The organism is Calothrix sp. 336/3, assembly GCF_000734895.2.
Taxonomy (GTDB): Bacteria; Cyanobacteriota; Cyanobacteriia; order Cyanobacteriales; family Nostocaceae; genus 336-3.
Window position 1 is genome coordinate 5,415,736 of the sequence record NZ_CP011382.1, and the last position, 19,143, is coordinate 5,434,878.

12 protein-coding genes are annotated in these 19,143 nt (G+C 39.9%); 6 read left to right on the forward strand and 6 right to left on the reverse strand.

The features are described 5' to 3' along the window. Positions 1–74 precede the first annotated feature (74 nt). Positions 75–5,066, reverse strand: coding sequence for a response regulator (locus IJ00_RS22600; protein ID WP_035156979.1), 4,992 nt, complete (start codon positions 5,064–5,066; stop codon positions 75–77). 766 nt (positions 5,067–5,832) lie between these two features. Between IJ00_RS22600 and ilvB the strand changes: the two genes are divergently transcribed. Next, positions 5,833–7,731, forward strand: coding sequence for a biosynthetic-type acetolactate synthase large subunit (gene ilvB / locus IJ00_RS22605; protein ID WP_035156982.1), 1,899 nt, complete (start codon positions 5,833–5,835; stop codon positions 7,729–7,731). Between the two features lie 297 nt (positions 7,732–8,028). On the opposite strand, the gene IJ00_RS22610 is transcribed toward ilvB, so the two are convergent. From IJ00_RS22610 to IJ00_RS22620, 3 genes are all read right to left on the reverse strand, one after another. Further along, positions 8,029–8,931 carry a class I SAM-dependent methyltransferase gene (locus IJ00_RS22610; protein WP_035156984.1) on the reverse strand — a complete coding sequence of 301 codons (903 nt, stop codon included), beginning with the start codon at positions 8,929–8,931 and terminating at the stop codon, positions 8,029–8,031. Between the two features lie 234 nt (positions 8,932–9,165). After that, complete coding sequence (locus tag IJ00_RS22615; protein WP_035156986.1) at positions 9,166–9,621, reverse strand: ubiquinol-cytochrome c reductase iron-sulfur subunit; 456 nt, start codon at positions 9,619–9,621, stop codon at positions 9,166–9,168. A 123-nt stretch (positions 9,622–9,744) separates the two neighbouring features. Next, entirely contained in the window at positions 9,745–10,134 is a 390-nt protein-coding gene (locus IJ00_RS22620) for a hypothetical protein (protein WP_035156989.1), read from the reverse strand. 373 nt (positions 10,135–10,507) lie between these two features. Here IJ00_RS22620 and IJ00_RS22625 point away from each other — a divergent pair, with 373 nt between their 5' ends. Both IJ00_RS22625 and IJ00_RS22630 read left to right on the forward strand, forming a co-directional pair. Continuing rightward, positions 10,508–11,716 (forward strand): chromate transporter, encoded by a 1,209-nt coding sequence (locus tag IJ00_RS22625; RefSeq protein WP_035156992.1) that lies wholly within the window; start codon positions 10,508–10,510, stop codon positions 11,714–11,716. Between the two features lie 49 nt (positions 11,717–11,765). Then, complete coding sequence (locus IJ00_RS22630; protein ID WP_035156994.1) at positions 11,766–13,784, forward strand: family 10 glycosylhydrolase; 2,019 nt, start codon at positions 11,766–11,768, stop codon at positions 13,782–13,784. 225 nt (positions 13,785–14,009) lie between these two features. Here IJ00_RS22630 and IJ00_RS22635 read toward each other — a convergent pair whose 3' ends face one another. Next, positions 14,010–14,609, reverse strand: coding sequence for a hypothetical protein (locus IJ00_RS22635; RefSeq protein ID WP_035157002.1), 600 nt, complete (start codon positions 14,607–14,609; stop codon positions 14,010–14,012). A gap of 296 nt (positions 14,610–14,905) precedes the next feature. Here IJ00_RS22635 and IJ00_RS22640 point away from each other — a divergent pair, with 296 nt between their 5' ends. Further along, positions 14,906–15,172 (forward strand): hypothetical protein, encoded by a 267-nt coding sequence (locus IJ00_RS22640; protein WP_035157004.1) that lies wholly within the window; start codon positions 14,906–14,908, stop codon positions 15,170–15,172. 49 nt (positions 15,173–15,221) lie between these two features. On the opposite strand, the gene leuA is transcribed toward IJ00_RS22640, so the two are convergent. Further along, positions 15,222–16,910 (reverse strand): 2-isopropylmalate synthase, encoded by a 1,689-nt coding sequence (gene leuA, locus IJ00_RS22645; RefSeq protein WP_035157007.1) that lies wholly within the window; start codon positions 16,908–16,910, stop codon positions 15,222–15,224. 775 nt (positions 16,911–17,685) lie between these two features. Between leuA and IJ00_RS22650 the strand changes: the two genes are divergently transcribed. After that, the gene (locus IJ00_RS22650) at positions 17,686–18,291 is read left to right on the forward strand and encodes a VWA domain-containing protein (RefSeq protein WP_035157009.1); all 606 of its coding nucleotides are present in this window, start codon (positions 17,686–17,688) and stop codon (positions 18,289–18,291) included. A gap of 209 nt (positions 18,292–18,500) precedes the next feature. Further along, positions 18,501–19,106 (forward strand): VWA domain-containing protein, encoded by a 606-nt coding sequence (locus IJ00_RS22655; RefSeq protein WP_035157012.1) that lies wholly within the window; start codon positions 18,501–18,503, stop codon positions 19,104–19,106. Positions 19,107–19,143: the final 37 nt, after the last annotated feature.

Here is a 19,143-nt window from a genome sequence, read left to right on the forward strand (position 1 = left end):
TCAACAGTTTACCGGATTTATCCTAGGGTCAAGTCGGTTGGTATATCTAATTCCTAGAGGATAGATAAACTAAATTATTTAAGATTTGTTAAAAAAGCTTGAATGCGGGAGATGAATTCCTCTAGGTGAGTTAATAAATGAGCCGTACCCCGACGTTCTTTCTGCAATGCCATCAATTCTAGCTGGTCGGCGGCAGTCTGCATAGATTTAGCTCCGATGTTAGCACTAGAACCTTTGAGGTGGTGAGCTTCCTTAGCAAAAGACTGAAAATCCTGGTTGGCGATCGCGTCTTTCATCAGCTCCAAGTGGGATAAAGCATCCTCAACAAACATTTCTAATAGTTCTATCTCAAACTCTGGATTATTTTCTGAGAGTTGGTGTAAATGTTCCCAATCAATATCGAGGTTGTTCTGATTATTATCAACATCAGAATCTTGCGTATTTTCTACAATTGATACAGGTGGATTTTCTGATGAGGTAGTTAGACTCTGACTCCAATATTCGATAATTGCCGCTAATTTCTCTTTAACAACTGGTTTGCTTAAATAGTCATCCATCCCCGCATCTAAACACATTTGTCTATCTTCCTTCATCGCATTAGCAGTCATAGCAATAATTATCGGAGGACGACCACTGAGAAAAGATGTAGTTTGCCAACGACGAATTTCCTGTGTAGCTTCCAAACCATCAAGAATCGGCATTTGGCAATCCATCAATATCACATCATAGGGAATTTTCTTTAATAAATCTAAGACTTCTTGACCATTCGCAGCTACATCTGCACGATAGCCCAAGTTTTCCAATTGTTTAAGGGCAACTTTTTGATTGACAAGATTATCTTCAGCTAGCAGAATTCTTAATTTAGGTGTTTCCGAATGGGAAAGTTTCCTATTTACTGAAGATAAGGGTAATTTTTCTGAATTGACTCCCTTTTCTATTGAGGTATTTTCTGGTGAATATCCCTCAAAAGCATTCATAATTGTATCTAACAAGCGAGATGCTTTCACTGGTTTGACGAGATAAGCAGCAAAACCAATTTTTATAGCTTTTTGTACTTCATGACGTTGATTTGTAGAAGTCAACATAATCAGAGGAATCTCAGATATTGCTGGATTTAGCTTAATTTTTTCACCTAAAGTTAAACCATCAATATTCGGCATTTGCATATCAACCAAGACTATGTGAAAATGTCTCTTTTCTTGTGCCGCAGTCTCTAAAATCTTGAGAGCAATACTCGCATCTTCGGCTTCATGTACCTGCATACCCCAACTCGTAGCTAAATGATGAATTATCTTGCGATTAGTTGCATTATCATCAACTACTAATAATCGTTTATTTGCTACTGAACTGACATCTTTGATAATGTTAGTATTTTGAGGTTGCAATTGTTTGTTAAAGGGAATATCAAACCAGAATTTTGAGCCTTCTCCGGCTTGACTTTCTACACCAATTTCTCCCCCCATCAAAGTTACTAACTGTTGACAAATTGCCAATCCTAAACCTGTACCACCATATTTCCGAGTCGTGGAAGCATCTACTTGTGTAAAGGGTTTAAAGAGATTATCTTGATGCTTAGAACTAATGCCAATTCCGGTATCAGTCACCGTAAAATGGATAACCACACTAGTAGATGTTTCTGAAACTAACTCAGCCCTCAATACCACTTCTCCTGTGAGAGTAAACTTGATGGCATTACCAATCAAATTCATCATAATTTGCCGGAGACGACTCACATCCCCTTGCAGATAAATCGGGACATTTTTATATATCAAGGAAGCAAGCTCTAGTTGTTTATGGTGAGCTTGGGGAGCTAGTAACTCTAAAACTTCTTCCACACAGGTAGACAAATTAAAATCTAGGGTTTCTAAAAGCATTTCCCCTGCTTCTAGTTTAGATAAATCTAATATCTCATTAATGAGATTTAATAAGGCATCTCCACTGACACGAATTGTCTCTAGATAATCTTGCTGTTCTGATGTTAAAGAAGTATCCAATAAAATTCTTGTCATTCCCAACACAGCATTCATGGGAGTGCGAATTTCATGACTCATATTTGCCAGAAAAGCACTTTTAGCTTGGGAAGCTAATTCTGATTGGTGACGAGCAATTTCTAGCTCTTGTTTTTGCAGGGTTTCTGCTTCTAAAAGTTGAGCTTGAGCTAAAGCAATACCTATTTGATTGGCTAATTCCTGTAAAAGGGAAGTTTCGGAATCAATCCACTGACGAGTATTTGTACATTGATGAGCAACTAGTAAACCCCAAAATTCATCCTTGAGGTGAATGGGAATCACTAAGTTAGCTTTGACTGCAAAGCGTTGCAGCAATTCGACGTGACAAGGTTGAATATCAGCTTGCTCAATATCAGAAATTTTACTAATTCTACCCTGACGATACTTCTCGACATACTTATCTGCAAAACAAGGATCGAGAATAGATTCTCCCATGACTACAGGTAAACCAGGAAGTACAGCTTCTTGTAGAGCTTGTAGAGAACCGTCTGTTTCTAAACGTAGGATTAATACGCGATCAGACTTGAGAATTTTCTGCACTTCATGGACACTAATTCGGAGAATTTCATCGATTTCTAAGGATTGACGAATTTTCTGAGTCACGTAAGCTAATAACCGCGATCGCAAGTTTTGATTTTTCAGTTCTTGCTCCCATCGTTTACGTTCAATAAATAAACCTATCTGGTTGCCAATGGAGTTCATCTGTAGAAGTAAATTCCCATCACAAGGTATAATTTCTCGCTTGAAGAAAATCATTGCGCCCAGAAATTTGTTTCCACTAAAGATAGGAAAACCAAAAGCGCTATGTAATCCGAGATGGGTGGCAATCTGACTGCGAAGAAAATTATCATCTTCTACAACATCGTTAATCCATATCGGTTGCAAATCTGCCCAAATTTTGCCAGGTATTCCCCTTCCTAACTCACAAGTAGTTTCTAGGGTTACTTGGACAAAATTCTCTATATCAAAGGATTGGGGATACCAAATATCAGAACATCGTAAAGTTGTATGATTTTCCTCCAACATCCACATCTCACCGATATCCCACGCCAAAATTTCACAAATACTCTCTAATATTTGGGGAATAGTCTCTTTTATGGAAGTTGATTGGGCGATGATATTGGCAATGGAGTATTGTGCAATTAAATACTGTTCTGCTTGCTTGCGATTACTAATATCTTCACAGACACAGACTAGCCCACCATCCTCTAGTAATGTCAGAGAAACTGCCTCAGCAAACATACTACCATCTTTTCTCAGAGCGATGGTTTCTCCTTTCCAGAAACCATTTTTTGTCAGTTGCGGAAAAGCATTATTCTCCAACCATTCTATTTCCTGAGGACGATAAAGTTTATGCCATGTACTTCCTAGGAACTCTTCAGCTTGACTGTATCCAAATAAATTAATATGAGCCTGATTTATATAAATATATTCACCTTGAGAATTCAAAATAGCAATACCATCAGCTGTTGTCTCTATGGCGGCTAATTGCTGATTAAAAGAATCTTCTATCTGCTTACTTTCTGTGATATCAATGCCACTGTAAATAATGTATTCAACCAAGCCTTGCTGGTTACAAATAGTATTACTTGACCAAACAATTGTCCGACTTTTTCCATTTTTTGTTAAATAATTAGCTTCATATTTTTGAGGACGTTTATCAAACAGTATTTGCTCAATAGCTCCTTGAGTAAATGTGGCTGATTCTGGTGTAGATAAGAAATCCCAGAAATATCTATTTCTCACTTCATCAAAAGAATATCCTGTTGTTTCTTCACAAGCTCTATTAAAACGAATAATTCTTCCTTCTAAATTGAGAACTATTACTAAGACATTAGCAGTATCTAAAACAGTAGTGATAAAGTTTCGTTCTGTTCTTAAGGATTCTTCTATCTCTTTACGTTCAGTGACTTCACGATAAATTAGGCGATAAACTATAGCCAAAATCAACAAAGCTAACCCGGTAGCGATCGCCAAGGTAAAATTTGCCTTTTTGGCATTAATTTGAGACAGAGATAAATGTTTTTTTAATTCTTGTTGCTTTTCATCTTCTATCTGATTTATATTACTATATATGCTGTTAATAAGATTTTTATCTTGATTGTTTTTTAGGGACTGAAATGCTGTCTCAAATCCTTGATTTTGGCGAATTTCTAAACCTTTTTGAAATGACTGTAGTTTGTCTGTTATTAAAGTTTTGAGTATGTCAATTTGCTTGACTTGAGAAGGATTACTTTCAACAAAAGCCTTCAACTGATTACTAATATTTATAGCAGCAGCTTCATATACTTTTCGATAGGATTCATCTCCAGTAATAAGATAATCTCTTTGCCCCGACTCAGCACTGTGAATTTGTGACCGAAGCTTTTCTAATTGATAAATTTTTTCTTGAGTACTACTAACTTCCTGATTACTCTTAACTAGTCCTTGGATATTTTGATAGGCGATCGCCCCCACAAATAAAAGTATGGCTGATGCTAATCCAAATCCTCCAGCAATTTTGAAAAATAACGGATGACGCTCTTTCTTTAACCCTGAATGCTCACCACCACTCAGCAGTAAACTTTGTAAATTGCGCCGTAGTTCCATTTGCTTAACTACCTGACGACCTAAAGTTTGTAATGCTTCTAACTGCTCAGAACTCAAGGTACGCGCTTTTTTATCAATCACACAAAGTGTCCCTAAAGCATATCCTTCAGGATTAATCAGAGGAACACCAGCATAAAATTTAATCTTTTCTTGCCCAATTACTAGAGGGTTATCTGCAAATCTTTGATCAGCAGTAGCATCAGGAACTACCAAAACATCAGTATCAAGGATAGCATGGGCACAAAATGCTGCATCGCGGTCAGTCTCTGATATATCTAAACCAACTTTGGACTTAAACCACTGGCGATCGCTATCAACTAAACTAATTAAAGCAATGGGAGTCCCACAAATATAGGATGCTAAACGAGTTAGGTCATCAAATGCAGCTTCTGTGGGGCTATCAAGGATTCTATATTGTAAAAGTGATACGATTCTTTGGGCTTCGTTCTCAGGTAATCTAGCTTTCATGCTTAAGCCTGTCCACAACTGAAATTGTCATTACACATATCGCACTGATGCAAGTTGTATCCACAGTTCTCTGTAATATTCTCAATAGTTAAGCTTAGATACATCTAGTGATAATCGAGAAAAGTCAAGGCAATAAAGAATTTAGACTCAAATTTAAGAATAAAAATTAACAAATCGTCTCTATTTTCTGAATTCTATTAGTGGTGCAAAACTTCCACTCTGAGATTGGTAGAGCCTGCATTAGTCAAAATACACATCAATACATTTTAATTAATGGCAGTATTTGTACTAGAATGTTACCGTAATTTTACTGAATATTGATTGATTTTATGAATTTTTGTGATAGTAAAAATTTGTAGTCGGAGCGAGACGCTTCTAGATTTTATATATACCACTAGTTCTGATTAGCCAAAGAAGCCCAGAGGAGAAAACTTCCTTTCGGCGTTGCTGAATAGGGTATGAAAATTAATGCTTTCAAAATCCAAATTTGAGATTCTTTGCGCTTCTGCATCTTTGGGTGAAACAAAAATCATACTGCAATCAGCAACGCCACTTCATTTCTGACAAATCCTCTTGCATCCCCACAGAAAACGCTATATTTGAATTAAATGTTGTAGGCATGAGGTCTGTAGAGACTACCGATTACAAAAGTCTTGGTTCTCTGACTTACACTATTTTTTCACCATTTGCAATATATATTGATGTTTTCATTTAAAATGAAACATTAACTACAATTTTCCCATAAACTTAGCTATCAGCGTGAGGTTTGACTGTGCCATCGCGTTCGCCCATTAGTTCCCCCCAAACCAAAAACCAAGCCCAATCTAATGCATCTCTACCCGCAGTCGTTCAGCCCACAAGGGCGACTGGAGGTTTTGCTCTACTAGATAGTCTCCAGCGCCACGGAGTCGAGGTGATTTTCGGTTATCCCGGCGGAGCCATTCTGCCTATTTATGATGACTTGTACAAAGTAGAAGCCAATGGTGGCATTAAGCACATACTGGTGAGACACGAGCAAGGTGCAGCCCATGCCGCCGATGGGTATGCCCGCGCTACGGGGAAAGTGGGTGTGTGTTTTGGCACTTCTGGTCCAGGAGCAACCAACCTGGTGACAGGTATCGCAACAGCATACATGGATTCTGTACCCATGGTGATTGTAACTGGGCAAGTACCTCGGAAAATGATTGGTACAGATGCTTTCCAGGAAACTGATATTTACGGTATTACTTTACCCATTGTGAAGCATTCCTATGTCGTCCGTGAGCCCAAGGACATGGCAAGGATTGTGGCGGAAGCTTTCCATGTTGCTAGTACTGGTCGTCCTGGTCCTGTGTTAATTGATATTCCCAAGGACGTAGCCTTTGAAGAGTTTGATTATGTCCCTATAGAACCGGGACAGGTAAAAATGCCAGGATATCGTCCCACCGTCAAAGGTAATCCTCGGCAAATCGTGGCGGCGATTCAGTTGATTCGTGAAAGCCGTCGTCCTTTGTTATATGTTGGTGGAGGGGCGATCGCCTCTAGCGCCCACAACGAAATTCAAGCATTGGCGGAGTTATTCCAAATACCCGTAACTACTACCCTGATGGGGATTGGAGCCTTTGACGAGCATCATCCCCTATCCCTGGGAATGTTAGGAATGCACGGTACAGCCTACGCTAACTTTGCCGTCACTGACTGTGATTTATTAATCTGCGTTGGTGCAAGATTCGATGACCGGGTGACAGGAAAACTGGATGAGTTCGCTTCCCGCGCCCAGGTAATTCATATTGATATTGACCCGGCGGAAGTTGGTAAAAATCGTGTCCCCGAAGTCCCCATTGTGGGTGATGTGCGTACTGTCCTCAAAGATATTTTACGGCGATGTCGGGAAGGACATATCCAAGGAACTCCCAATCAAACCCAGGAATGGTTAAATCTAATTAACCGTTGGAAAGAAGAATATCCCCTGTTTGTACCCCTTCATCCTGATAGTATTTCTCCCCAGGAAGCTATCACCGCAGTCAGTAAGCAAGCACCAAACGCTTTCTATACCACCGATGTGGGACAACACCAAATGTGGGCGGCGCAGTTCTTGAAAAATGGACCTCGACGCTGGATTTCCAGTGCTGGTTTAGGAACTATGGGCTTTGGTGTTCCTGCTGCCATGGGAGCAAAGGTAGCTTTTCCTGATGAAGAGGTGATTTGTATCAGTGGTGATGCCAGTTTCCAAATGTGCTTACAGGAATTGGGAACTCTTTCACAGTATGGGATAAATGTCAAGACTGTGATTGTGAATAACGGTTGGCAGGGAATGGTACGTCAATGGCAGCAAGCATTCCACGGTGAGCGTTATTCTTCCTCGAATATGGAAGTGGGGATGCCTGATATTGAGTTACTTGCTCAAGCTTATGGCATCAAGGGCATAGTAGTTCACAAACGGGAAGAACTAGCAGAGGCGATCGCCGCCATGCTTGCTTATCCCGGTCCGGTAATTCTGGATATTCACGTCACCAGAGACGAAAACTGTTATCCCATGGTTGCACCGGGCAAAAATAATTCTCAAATGGTAGGTTTACCCAAACAACTACCAAAGGTTGCCATTGAACCGATTTATTGCGGTAACTGTGGAGCTAAAAATGAGCCAGGTAATAACTTCTGTCCGGAATGTGGCACTAAGCTGTAAATCAACAGGTTTTTAGCTAAAACTCGTAATTAATTCTAGATATCCCGCCAAATTTGATGTTTGGAGGGATTTTTTATTGTGGGGCAAATATCAAGGCAGGATTATCTCTAGAGTATAAAAAGAACTAAAGTTTCAAAATTATCTCTCTCCTCTTTTTGAGACAGAATGCGAAGCTAGGAGAGATGTTATACAGCATATTTTATCTGAATCAGGTACTAAATTGGCAGGGAAAGATAGTCATTCCATGGTTCTTTTATGTACTTGCAATCTGCTATATTTTATTTGCCCAAATAACTTCTATTTATTTGCTAATTGCCACAGTTGAATTTCATAGCAAAGATGATTTTCAAAAATTTTCCTGGCTGCTAAGCCCTCAACAATGGGTTTTTCTAACCAACGTTTAAATGCCCAATTTAAGAGAGTATGTAAGGGAGGAACGGCAATTTGTAAAACATCCGCCACATATTTACCTGTAGTTAGCCCAAAAGTCTGAAAATTATTGATACATAAATCAATAGTTGGTGCAACTGACTGAGAAATATCTTCAGATTTTATTAATTGAAATCCCGCTTTTTCTAAAGCTGTTTTTAGCTCTGCTTTTACCTGGCAATTAGAAAAAATACCCTCTTTATATTCTCCGTCTAAACGCATCATATCTGCTAAGAGAACGTAACCACCACTAGTTACCAAACGAGAAGCTCCTTGGGCTAAATCATCGGCAGAAATATATTGACTACTTTCGCTAAACAAAATTAAATCGTAGGATTTAGTTGGGGGAAAATCTTCAAATCGGCTTAAGTAAAAAGGTACTTTCCCTTGGGTATTCTCAATAAATCTTGTCTCTTGCAGGCTATCCGGTGCTAATCCCTCCACCAGAAAATGGCGTTTTGCAGAACCATCTTCCTGATGGCGATCGCCTAAGGGTAATCCCTCAGACAAGTATTTAGCATTACCACCTATACCACAACCAACATCTAATACCGTTGTTACCCCCTCTGGGATAAAACCCATCAGCTTGATAGAATAGGCTTCCTGAGCTAACCGTAAGCTACTAATCGTTAATTCTTCTCCAGGAGCAGGTAGTTCTTCCCAATACCCGTAATGCAGGAAAGAGGAATTTGTGAGTCCCATGTAATAATCGATCGCTGCATTTTGGTAGCGAGTCGCTTTCGGAACCTTAATTGACTTGGGGTTTTGCATTGAGTTGGAAAATGAGATTTGCTATATACCTTCGCATATTTATTTGCAATATATCAATCATGACTACAGAAAGCAGATTTTTTACTTTATTACTGAGAAAATCTGTATCTCTCCTCAGGGAATGTAGTATTTACTAACCTAACGAGGTGCAGCTTTGTTCTTCTCTCCTTATCAGGATGGGGTTAGGTGTAAGATTTTAAGACATCGCTTAATAGAGGGGGAAACACTATAATTTTAATTTCGCTTCACCATGACTTGATTACGTTCTATTTTTGTTTTATAAGTTGCTAGTGGTTTTGTTGCTGGACCATTTTTTACTTTACCGTCTGTGGTAAATTCAGAAGCATGACAGGGACAGAGAAAGATTTTATCTGCAATTTCCCAGTCAACTTTACATCCGAGATGGGTACAGGTTGGATTAACTGCAATCAATTTTTTGGATTTCGATGTTCCAATCACTAAAATTGCACCGAGATGTGTTTTTTCTTTGTATATCTGACCAGTTTTATCTAATTCTGCGACAGTTCCTACAGAAATCCATTGTGCAGATTTAGACTTATGTTGTCTGCTTTTGAGTCGAGATTTAGTTTTATGCCGAGATTTAGTTTTGTGCTTGACAGTAGCCAAGGCAGGGGAGCATTTTAATAATAAGCCGAATAAGAACAGACTAATAAAACTGCGACGATTCATAGATTTACATTTTCTAGATGACTAAACCTCAATATTCATCATTTAAATTTATACTTTAAAAAAGAAAAATAGTTACACCCTATATTTTAAAATTAGTTCACAATATACTCAGTAATAGATATTCTAAGGTAAACTATTGCGTAGACGGCGCAAACAGTTGATTGATGCCACACAATCACAACCAAACATCGCTACAGCCGCGTCACTTTCTTCATCTGTCACACCAAGTAAGGCGTTCTCATTATTTGTATCTGTAGCGTTAATTTCAGGATTTCCCTTTTTTAAATGAGATAGTTGTTCCGCATGAGCGCAAAAGAATTTTCCCAGCTTCGGATGCTTGATGCAAGCTTTTTGACTGTCTGCGGATACTGGTGTTACTTTCGCATCAGGACGTTCTACGGGTTCTACATTTTTGCTTTCGTTGGCTACAGCTATTTTTCCAGTCACTAGTAATGAACCTAGAGAAATAAAGGCTAGGGGTTTACTGGTTAAGTTTGATAGGATTTCTTTCACTCACTTCTCCTCAAGATATAAAGACTAGGGCAATCTATTTTATTCTCATCAAGGGGACGAGGAATTTCTCATCTAGTTCCTTGAGTTAATCAGGTGTAACACATTTTTTCTGATGAGATTATGCAGGTGGTATATATTTTCGGTAATGAAATATAACGATTGGCTGAATTCAGGTAAATTGTTTGTAATAAACAAAATTTCATCCCATTGTTTTTAGTTGCTAATCTGTGATGAACACATCAAAAATCTAGTGGGTTTGTATACAGTTACCTTGCGACTAGAATGTCAATGTGATATACGCAATTTAAGTGTGTATAGCTGATAGCAATATTACCTGTTTCCTAGGGTGTATGACTGCAATTAACATGATTCTATGACCCAAAATACAGAAGATAACCATTTGACTACAGAGACAGTTGGTTTTGCAGAATTAAATCCCCGACAGCAAAGACAACGACTGCAAGAATTGGCACTTGTATTTTTAAAATTGGGGGCGATCGCCTTCGGTGGTCCAGCCGCTCATATTGCGATGATGGATGATGAGGTGGTAACTCGTCGGCAATGGCTAAGTCATCAAAAGCTATTAGATTTATTGGGTATAACAAATTTAATCCCTGGTCCCAATTCTACGGAGTTAGCTATTCATATTGGTTATGAAAGGGGGGGATGGAAAGGACTAGTTATTGCTGGTTTTTGTTTTATTTTCCCAGCGATGGTGATTGTCTGGACTCTAGCAGCAATTTACACTCACTACCAAACAATTCCCCAGGTGGAGTGGTTGTTGTATGGTGTCAAACCCGTCATTATTGCCATTGTCATCCAAGCTTTGTGGAATCTTGGCAAAAAAGCGATTAAGGATATGTGGACAGCGATCGCCACTGTTGCGGTGATGGTTGCTTTTTTTCTCCGCATAGATGAACTTTTGTTGTTGCTCCTCGCTGGTTTAGGGGTGATGTTAATTAAGAACATTGGCAAGAGTAAAAATACTAATGTTTCTGCTTGGTTAATGCCTGTATTTTTCGCGCAGGTGGGAAGCTCTACAGCTGTAATTGCCTCTGTGACATGGCTGCAAGTCTTTTGGTTTTTCTTGAAAATTGGCTCTGTTCTTTACGGTAGTGGCTACGTCTTGTTAGCTTTTTTACAGCGAGAACTGGTAGAAACGAACCACTGGCTAACCTCTCAACAACTTTTAGACGCGATCGCCATTGGTCAAATTACACCGGGTCCCGTGTTTACTACGGCTACCTTTGTGGGTTACTTGCTGGCGGGAAATCCTGGGGCGATCGCCGGAACAGTTGGTATATTTTTACCTGCCTTTGTCCTCGTATGGGTAATTAATCCCTGGGTGACAAAATTGCGACAATCACCTTGGGTCAGTAGCTTTCTGGATGGAGTAAATGCGGCTTCCCTGGGACTAATGGCTGTAGTTACTTATACTTTGGCGCGCACAGCGATAATTGATTGGCTAACAGTGGTGTTAACAGTAATCAGCGCGATCGCCATTTTCCGTTTCCGAGTGAATTCTGCTTGGTTAGTTTTGGCAGGGGGAATAGTTGGTTTCCTGGGGCGATCGCTTCTGTAAAATGTGATTAAAATAACAGAGGAAAATCACCCATCTGCCAGTAAAAATTATGGTGACGACTTCTGTTACTTTCTCGGATATTCAAAGCCATTGGGCACGTAGATTTATTGAAATTCTTACCCAGCGTCGGGTTTTTAACGGCTATCCTAACGGTACCTTTCGCCCCGACAACTCCGTTACACGGGCAGAGTTTGCCGCAATTATTACTAGTGTGTTTTCCACTACTGCCAAGAGAGAAGTCATAAAATTTACTGATGTTCCTGATAGTCATTGGGCTGCAAAGGCAATTGAAAAAGCCTCTGTCAGTGGTTTTCTTTCCGGTTATGCTGATAGAACGTTTCGCCCCAATGAAAGAATTGCCAGGGTAGATATCTTGGTTTCCTTGGTGAATGGTTTAGAGATTGCCAGCAAAATTCAGCCAGATTTACTGACTGTCTTACCGCAAATTTTCCAAGATGGGAATGCAATTCCTAGTTATGCCAGAAGTGCGGTAGCGATCGCCACGAAAGCAGAAATTATTGTTAATTATCCTAATCTCAAAATTCTTAATCCTAATTTGGCTGCAACCCGTGGGGATTTAGCGGCAATGATTTACCAAGGGTTAGTATTCCAAAACAAAGTTGAGAAAATCGCCTCTAACTATATTGTCACTCCTCCTGCTAACCTCAATAACCCACTACAAACAGTGAAAGTCAGTCATACCAGAGAATTTCGGGGTGCTTGGGTGACGACTGTGTGGAATAGTGATTTTCCCTCAAAACCGGGATTATCTACCGAGGAGCAAAAAGCCGAACTCATTAATATTCTCAATCAACTGCAAAGTTTAAATTTTAATGCCCTGATATTGCAAGTTCGTCCAGAAGGAGATGCTTTATACGCTTCCACCTTGGAACCCTGGAGTGCATGGCTAACTGGAACCCAAGGACAAGCACCTACTCCATTCTATGACCCTTTGGAGTTTGCGATCGCCGAATGCCGTAAACGCAATATGGAATGTCACGCTTGGTTTAATCCCTACCGTGCAAAAACCACCACCAAGCAAGGGAGAAATGTTCGCCCCCACATCGCTATCACGAACCCCGAATGTGTCTATCAATGGGGGAATCAATTATGGATGGATCCGGGAGCCAAGATAGTTCAAGACCGGGCATATAATGTGATTATGGATGTTGTCCGCCGCTACAATATTGACGGTATCCATTTAGACGATTATTTTTATCCCTATCCTATCCAAGGACAATCCTTTCCTGATAATCAAACCTATGCTACCTATCGCAGTAGTGGCGGGACTTTGAACCTTGGGGACTGGCGTAGGGAAAACGTCAATCAAATGGTACAACGCCTCTGGCAGGGTATTAAAGGACTCAAGCCCCATGTTAAATTTGGTATTAGTCCCTTCGGTATTTACAGACCTGGACAACCCGCAGGAATTACCGGACTAGATGCCTACGATGTCCTGTATGCTGATGCTAAGAAATGGTTAGAACAAGGTTGGGTTGATTATATCGCTCCCCAACTTTACTGGCGCACTGACCAAGCAAAACAGAGTTACCCTGCCCTGTTAAAATGGTGGACTGAGATTAATTCCCGAAAACGCCACGTCTACGCAGGTAATAACATTTCCCAACTGGATGGAAAAGCTTGGAAAGACGAAGAGATTAGCAAACAAGTAAAAATTAGTCGCAACCTTGCCAATAATTTATCCCTGGGGAATATTTTCTTTAGTATTGGTTCGATTATGGAAAATCGTCAAGGAATTAATCAAACCTTCCAAGAATCACTCTACCCTAGACCTGCCCTAGTTCCTACCATGTCTTGGCGTGATAATACCCTACCTGCTGCACCCAAATCTTTGCAAGTAGCGAATCGTCGATTATCTTGGCAACCAGGAGACAATCAGGAAATTCGTTCTTGGACAGTTTACCAACAACAGGGAGAGACTTGGACATTACAACGCATTCTTTCCCCTGGTACAACCTTTGCTACCGTGCAACCAGGAACCTATGCTGTCTGTGCAGTGAATAAATATACCCAGGAAAGTATGGGTGCAGTCATTCGCGTTAGCTGATAGTCTGTCCCATAAGTTGTGATGGGTAAAAATGTTTAGTGGGAGCGTCTCGCTCCCTGATTTGATAACAAGTAACAAGTTGTGAGCAAAAATAGTACCCTGTCGCGCAGCGTGTCGCTTTGCGACTCAGTGTAAGGAAGCAATCTCACCAACTTCAAACTACTACCTAACTGAAAATAGGGAGCGAGACGCTCCCACTACAATTATTGTGTCTCTCAGAATAATCTACCTAACCTTTAATTCCTCTTGTAACTTCTCCAAATCTGCTTTCAAGAGAACTGTCATTTGCCCAATATATGCTTTACCTTCCCTTGGTTGGGCAATTTCCACCCAGTATGCATAGCGATCGCCAAGTCGTAATTCTCCTTGTAACGCTTCCTGAATCGGCTTTTTGGCAAATCTGGCTGAGTTAATTTGTCCTGAACTTGGATACTCATAAACTGTCTGTGCCCGTTTAAAATCTTGGTAGATATCCATACCGTAAATAATCCGCAGGGATTCCTGTAAACGGTTGAAACTCATGCCATTAATCGCATCATAGATAGATATGCGCTCGCTGCGAATTTTTCCCCGGTTCGTAAATACACCTATTTTCCCCGGTGGCATTACGGAAGCCTGAAAGGTGAAACGCTGGGCTGCGGTATCGGTTTTATTAATTAGAAACTTTTCATTGCGGCTGGGACGTAGGGTAGGATGGGCTTGAATCCAAGCGCCAACATCTTCTGCATCCTGTCCAGGAAGGGCGATCGCGGGTGTAACTGCACAGAGGCAAGTTAATAAAGATACTGGTATTGTTAAGATTTTCTTTGCCAATTGTCTATTCATATTCCCTTCTTAAATCTCGGTTTAACCCTAGTTTTCCCCCTTGCGGATAAATAAATGCAAGTCCTGACAAATACTTGGTAATTGTTTGGGTTTCTGGCTCCACTGATTGTAATTATTAATTTCATTGACCAGAGACTATGTCAAAATTTTAACTATTTTTTGAGATTTTTATTTACACGCAATAGCCTTAAAAGATTTATATATAAGGATTACAGTGATTATTCCCTAGACGTTCGGAAAAGTAGTGAGTATAATCATTGACCAGAATAAACAGTATTGATGAGGAGAAGCTTGATATGTCCGATCAATTTACATTCCAAGTGACTAATAACACCGACTTGGCGATTACACAGCTATGGGCTTCACTTGATGATGAGGAATGGGCTGAGTTTGATTTGGGAGAATCTGGGATTCCATCTGGGGAGACAATGACAATTGCTTGGGCAGAGCATACCAATGATTCCCCTTGTGAATGGTATATATGTGCTACCTATGAGGATGAATCTGAATCTGATTCCGCAGTTTTCAATTTCTGTGAAGAGCCTGCTTTAGTATTTGGTTAATTAGAGACAGATGTAGAGATACGAATGATTCCGTGTCTCTACAAAGTTTTTAGGCAAGGTATGCTGTCTGATTACAGATGGCGATATCGCCTGCAACCATCCGATTTACTGCACTGATAATTGCCAGTAAGGATGCGGTAATGATATTAGGATGGATACCCACACCATGACAGGAACCATCTCTTGACTTACTGCCAATTTCTACGCAACAGATAGCTTCCGATTTACTGCCAAAAGTGCGAGATTTCTCCTCATAATGATAAACTTGTATATCCAAGTCTAAGGCATTGACAAAAGCATCAATAGGTCCATTACCTTGCCCTGAAATTATCTTGATACCTTGTTCAAATTGTAATTGAGTTGATATTTCTACTCCCTGCTCATCATTGTCTCTCAAAGTATGAGATATGTATTTTATGGGTGTAGAAACTTGTAAATATTCCTGGGAAAATAACTGCCAAATATCTGTAGATGTCATTTCCTGACCATGATTATCCATGGATTTTTGCACAATTTGACTAAATTCAATTTGTAACCTGCGCGGTAAAATCAAATTATAGTCACGCTCCAACAAAAAGGAAATTCCCCCCTTCCCAGACTGGCTATTGACTCGCACCACAGAAGCATAACTACGTCCAATATCTGCGGGATCTAAAGGTAAATAGGGAACTTGCCAAATTGCATCATCTTGTTGTACTGCAAAACCCTTTTTTATCGCATCTTGATGTGAACCAGAAAAAGCTGTAAACACCAAATCACCGACGTAGGGATGACGAGGATGGATGGGTAATTGGGTACATTCTTTGACAATTCTGGCGACATCGTTAATTTGGGAAAAGTCCAAACCGGGATGGATACCCTGAGTATATAAATTTAACGCCAGGGTGACTAAATCTACATTACCAGTCCGCTCTCCATTCCCAAACAAACAACCCTCAACCCTGTCTGCTCCTGCCATTTGGGCAAATTCCGCAGCCGCGATCGCGCATCCTCGATCATTGTGGGTATGTACGCTCAAAATTAAACTATCACGTCGAGCCAAGTTACGGTGCATCCACTCCACCTGATCGGCGAAAATATTGGGTGTTGAGACTTCTACCGTCGCTGGTAAGTTAATAATCGCTGGATTTTCCGGTGTCGGTTGCCAAACTTCTAACACCTGATCGCAGATATCCTTCGCAAAATCTAATTCCGTCGCAGTAAAAGTTTCTGGGGAATATTGAAATTGCCACTGGGTTTGTGGTTGTTCCTCTGCTAATTCTTTAATTAATTTTGCCGCACTCACAGCTAAATTGATTGTACCCAGACGATCCAAACCAAAAACATGCTGACGAAACACTGGAGAAGTCGCATTATAAACATGAATAATTCCCCGTTTCACACCCTGCATTGCAGCAAAGGTACGACGAATTAAATCTGCTCTCCCTTGGGTTAAAACTTGAATGGTGACATCATCGGGAATTAAATCTGCTTCTATCAAATGTCTTACAAAATCAAAATCCGTTTGAGAAGCAGCAGGAAAAGCAACTTCAATCTCTTTAAAACCAATATTTACTAATAACTGAAAAAATTCTAACTTGCGTTGAGCGCTCATCGGTTCCATCAACGCTTGATTGCCATCTCGTAAATCCGTACTCAACCAAATAGGAGGATGGGTAATTACCTTGTCTATCCAGGTACGTTGGGGTAAATTAATCGGTGCAAAAGGCTGATATTTTGTTTGTGGATGATTTAACACGTTCGTTGATTCCTGTATTGATGAATGTGAAGCGTTACGGTAATTCCAAATATTTTGCAGGGGTTATCAGATGGTTTTCTAGTCAAGCTTTTCCCAGTCTGACAACCCATCAAAAGTCGTAGTAGCGCTTCTTTTTGGAGATTTAATTGCATAATCCTTTTCCTGTGGAGTAGTGAGTAGTGAGTAGTGAATTAAATCTTGAAACCCTTACTGGATAAGAGAAGCTTCTAATTCACTTCAGGCGTAATTAATAATCTCAAATTCCGATTGAGTTGGGAACAGCACGTTATTTTAGGCAAACCCTACTTTGGCATTTCCTTGTGAATTACAGAGATATTCGTAGAATTTCAGTAAAACTCTACAGACAATGGTGATAATTGGGAGTTACAAAACCTAACGGATACAGTGATGTAGTAGTACCGCTACGGGGAACTGAAAATTTAGGAGGTTAATTGCTTTGATTAAATTAGTTTCCTAGAAGCAGCAGTCCTAGACCTAGTGATAGGCTAGAGACAAGTTGTAGGGATAGCTGCTGGGTAAACATAATTTTGGTTTGTGAATACTCTATATACGGAAGCTATCATAGGAAATATTTTTCGTCAAGTACTTTCTTAGGGTGAAAAATTAGGTTTCTAGGGAATCAGTCCGGAATTCAGAGTATCGGCGATCGCCCAAAAAAAGACCTGATGATGCAGAAACAATTCTTCAAACTCTGACTCGGTAAAATTTAGAAGAGGTTAAACTAGTACGGGAATCACTAGATACAAGGAAGCTTATGATGAGCGATCGCGATTACACCCTAATCCTAGATAAAAGTGGTAGCATGTCTACTCCTGATCAAGTCGGAGGTAGAAGTCGTTGGGATATTGCCCAAGAATCCACCATTGCTCTAGCACGGAAATGTGAGCAATTTGACCCTGATGGGATTACTGTTTACGTATTTTCAGGTAGATTCAAACGTTATGATGATGTGACATCGTCAAAAGTTGCCCAAATTTTTCTCGAAAATGATCCCGCAGGAACCACTAACCTTGCAGGAGTATTACAAGATGCCACAAATAACTATTTTCAACGCAAAGCAGCAGGTAAAACAAAACCTAACGGGGAGACAATATTAGTTATTACCGATGGTGAACCCGATGACCGGAAAGCAGTCTTTGAAGTTATCATCAGTGCTACCCGACAAATGGATCGAGATGAAGAATTAGCAATTTCCTTAATTCAAGTAGGAAGTGATGCTCAAGCCACAAAGTTTCTCAAAGCATTAGATGACCAAATGCAAAGTGTAGGAGCCAAATTTGATATCTGCGATACTATCACCTTGGATGATATGGAAGATATGAGTCTGGCAGATATTCTGATGAATGCAATTACTGATTAATGCAAATTAATCTTTGCCAGAGGTTATTTATAAAGTAAACAACAATATCACAATTCAGCTTTCATAACTGACTAAACTAGTTGGAATATGCTAACTAGTTTCATGACTCAGAGAAAGAGCTGAATATTCACTTTATAAATGCTCTCTTAGAGACACATATTCCCATTATTTTTTGCTTCCTATTACCCCCGCTCTAGGATATTGGCATCATGTTAGATAACCGTGATTACACTCTGATCATTGATAAAAGTGGTAGCATGGCAACACCAGACCAAAAAGGTGGTCGCAGTCGATGGGTTGCAGCCCAAGAATCAACTTTTGCTTTAGCAAATAAATGTGAACAACTAGACCCAGATGGTATTACTATTTATTTGTTTTCTGGAAGATTCAAACGTTATGAAAACGTTACTTCTAGTCGTGTTGCCCAAATTTTTCAGGAAAATGACCCCTCTGGAACTACAGATTTAGCTGCTGTTTTACAACACGCAACAGATAACTATTTTCAACGTAAAGCATCTGGGCAAACTAAAGTAAATGGTGAGACAATATTAGTGATCACTGATGGTGAACCCGATGATAGAAAAGCAGTGATGAAAGTAATTATTGAAACATCTCGTCGGATGGATAGGGATGAGGAGTTAGCTATATCTTTCATTCAAGTTGGTAACGATGCTCACGCTAGTCGTTTTCTCAAGGTATTAGATGACGAATTGCAAAGTGCAGGAGCAAAGTTTGATATTTGTGACACAATTACAATGGAAGATATGGAAGATATGAGTCTTTCAGAAGTATTGTTAAATGCCATTAACGATTGATAAATGACTTTGTTTGATGATACTCGATATATATCCA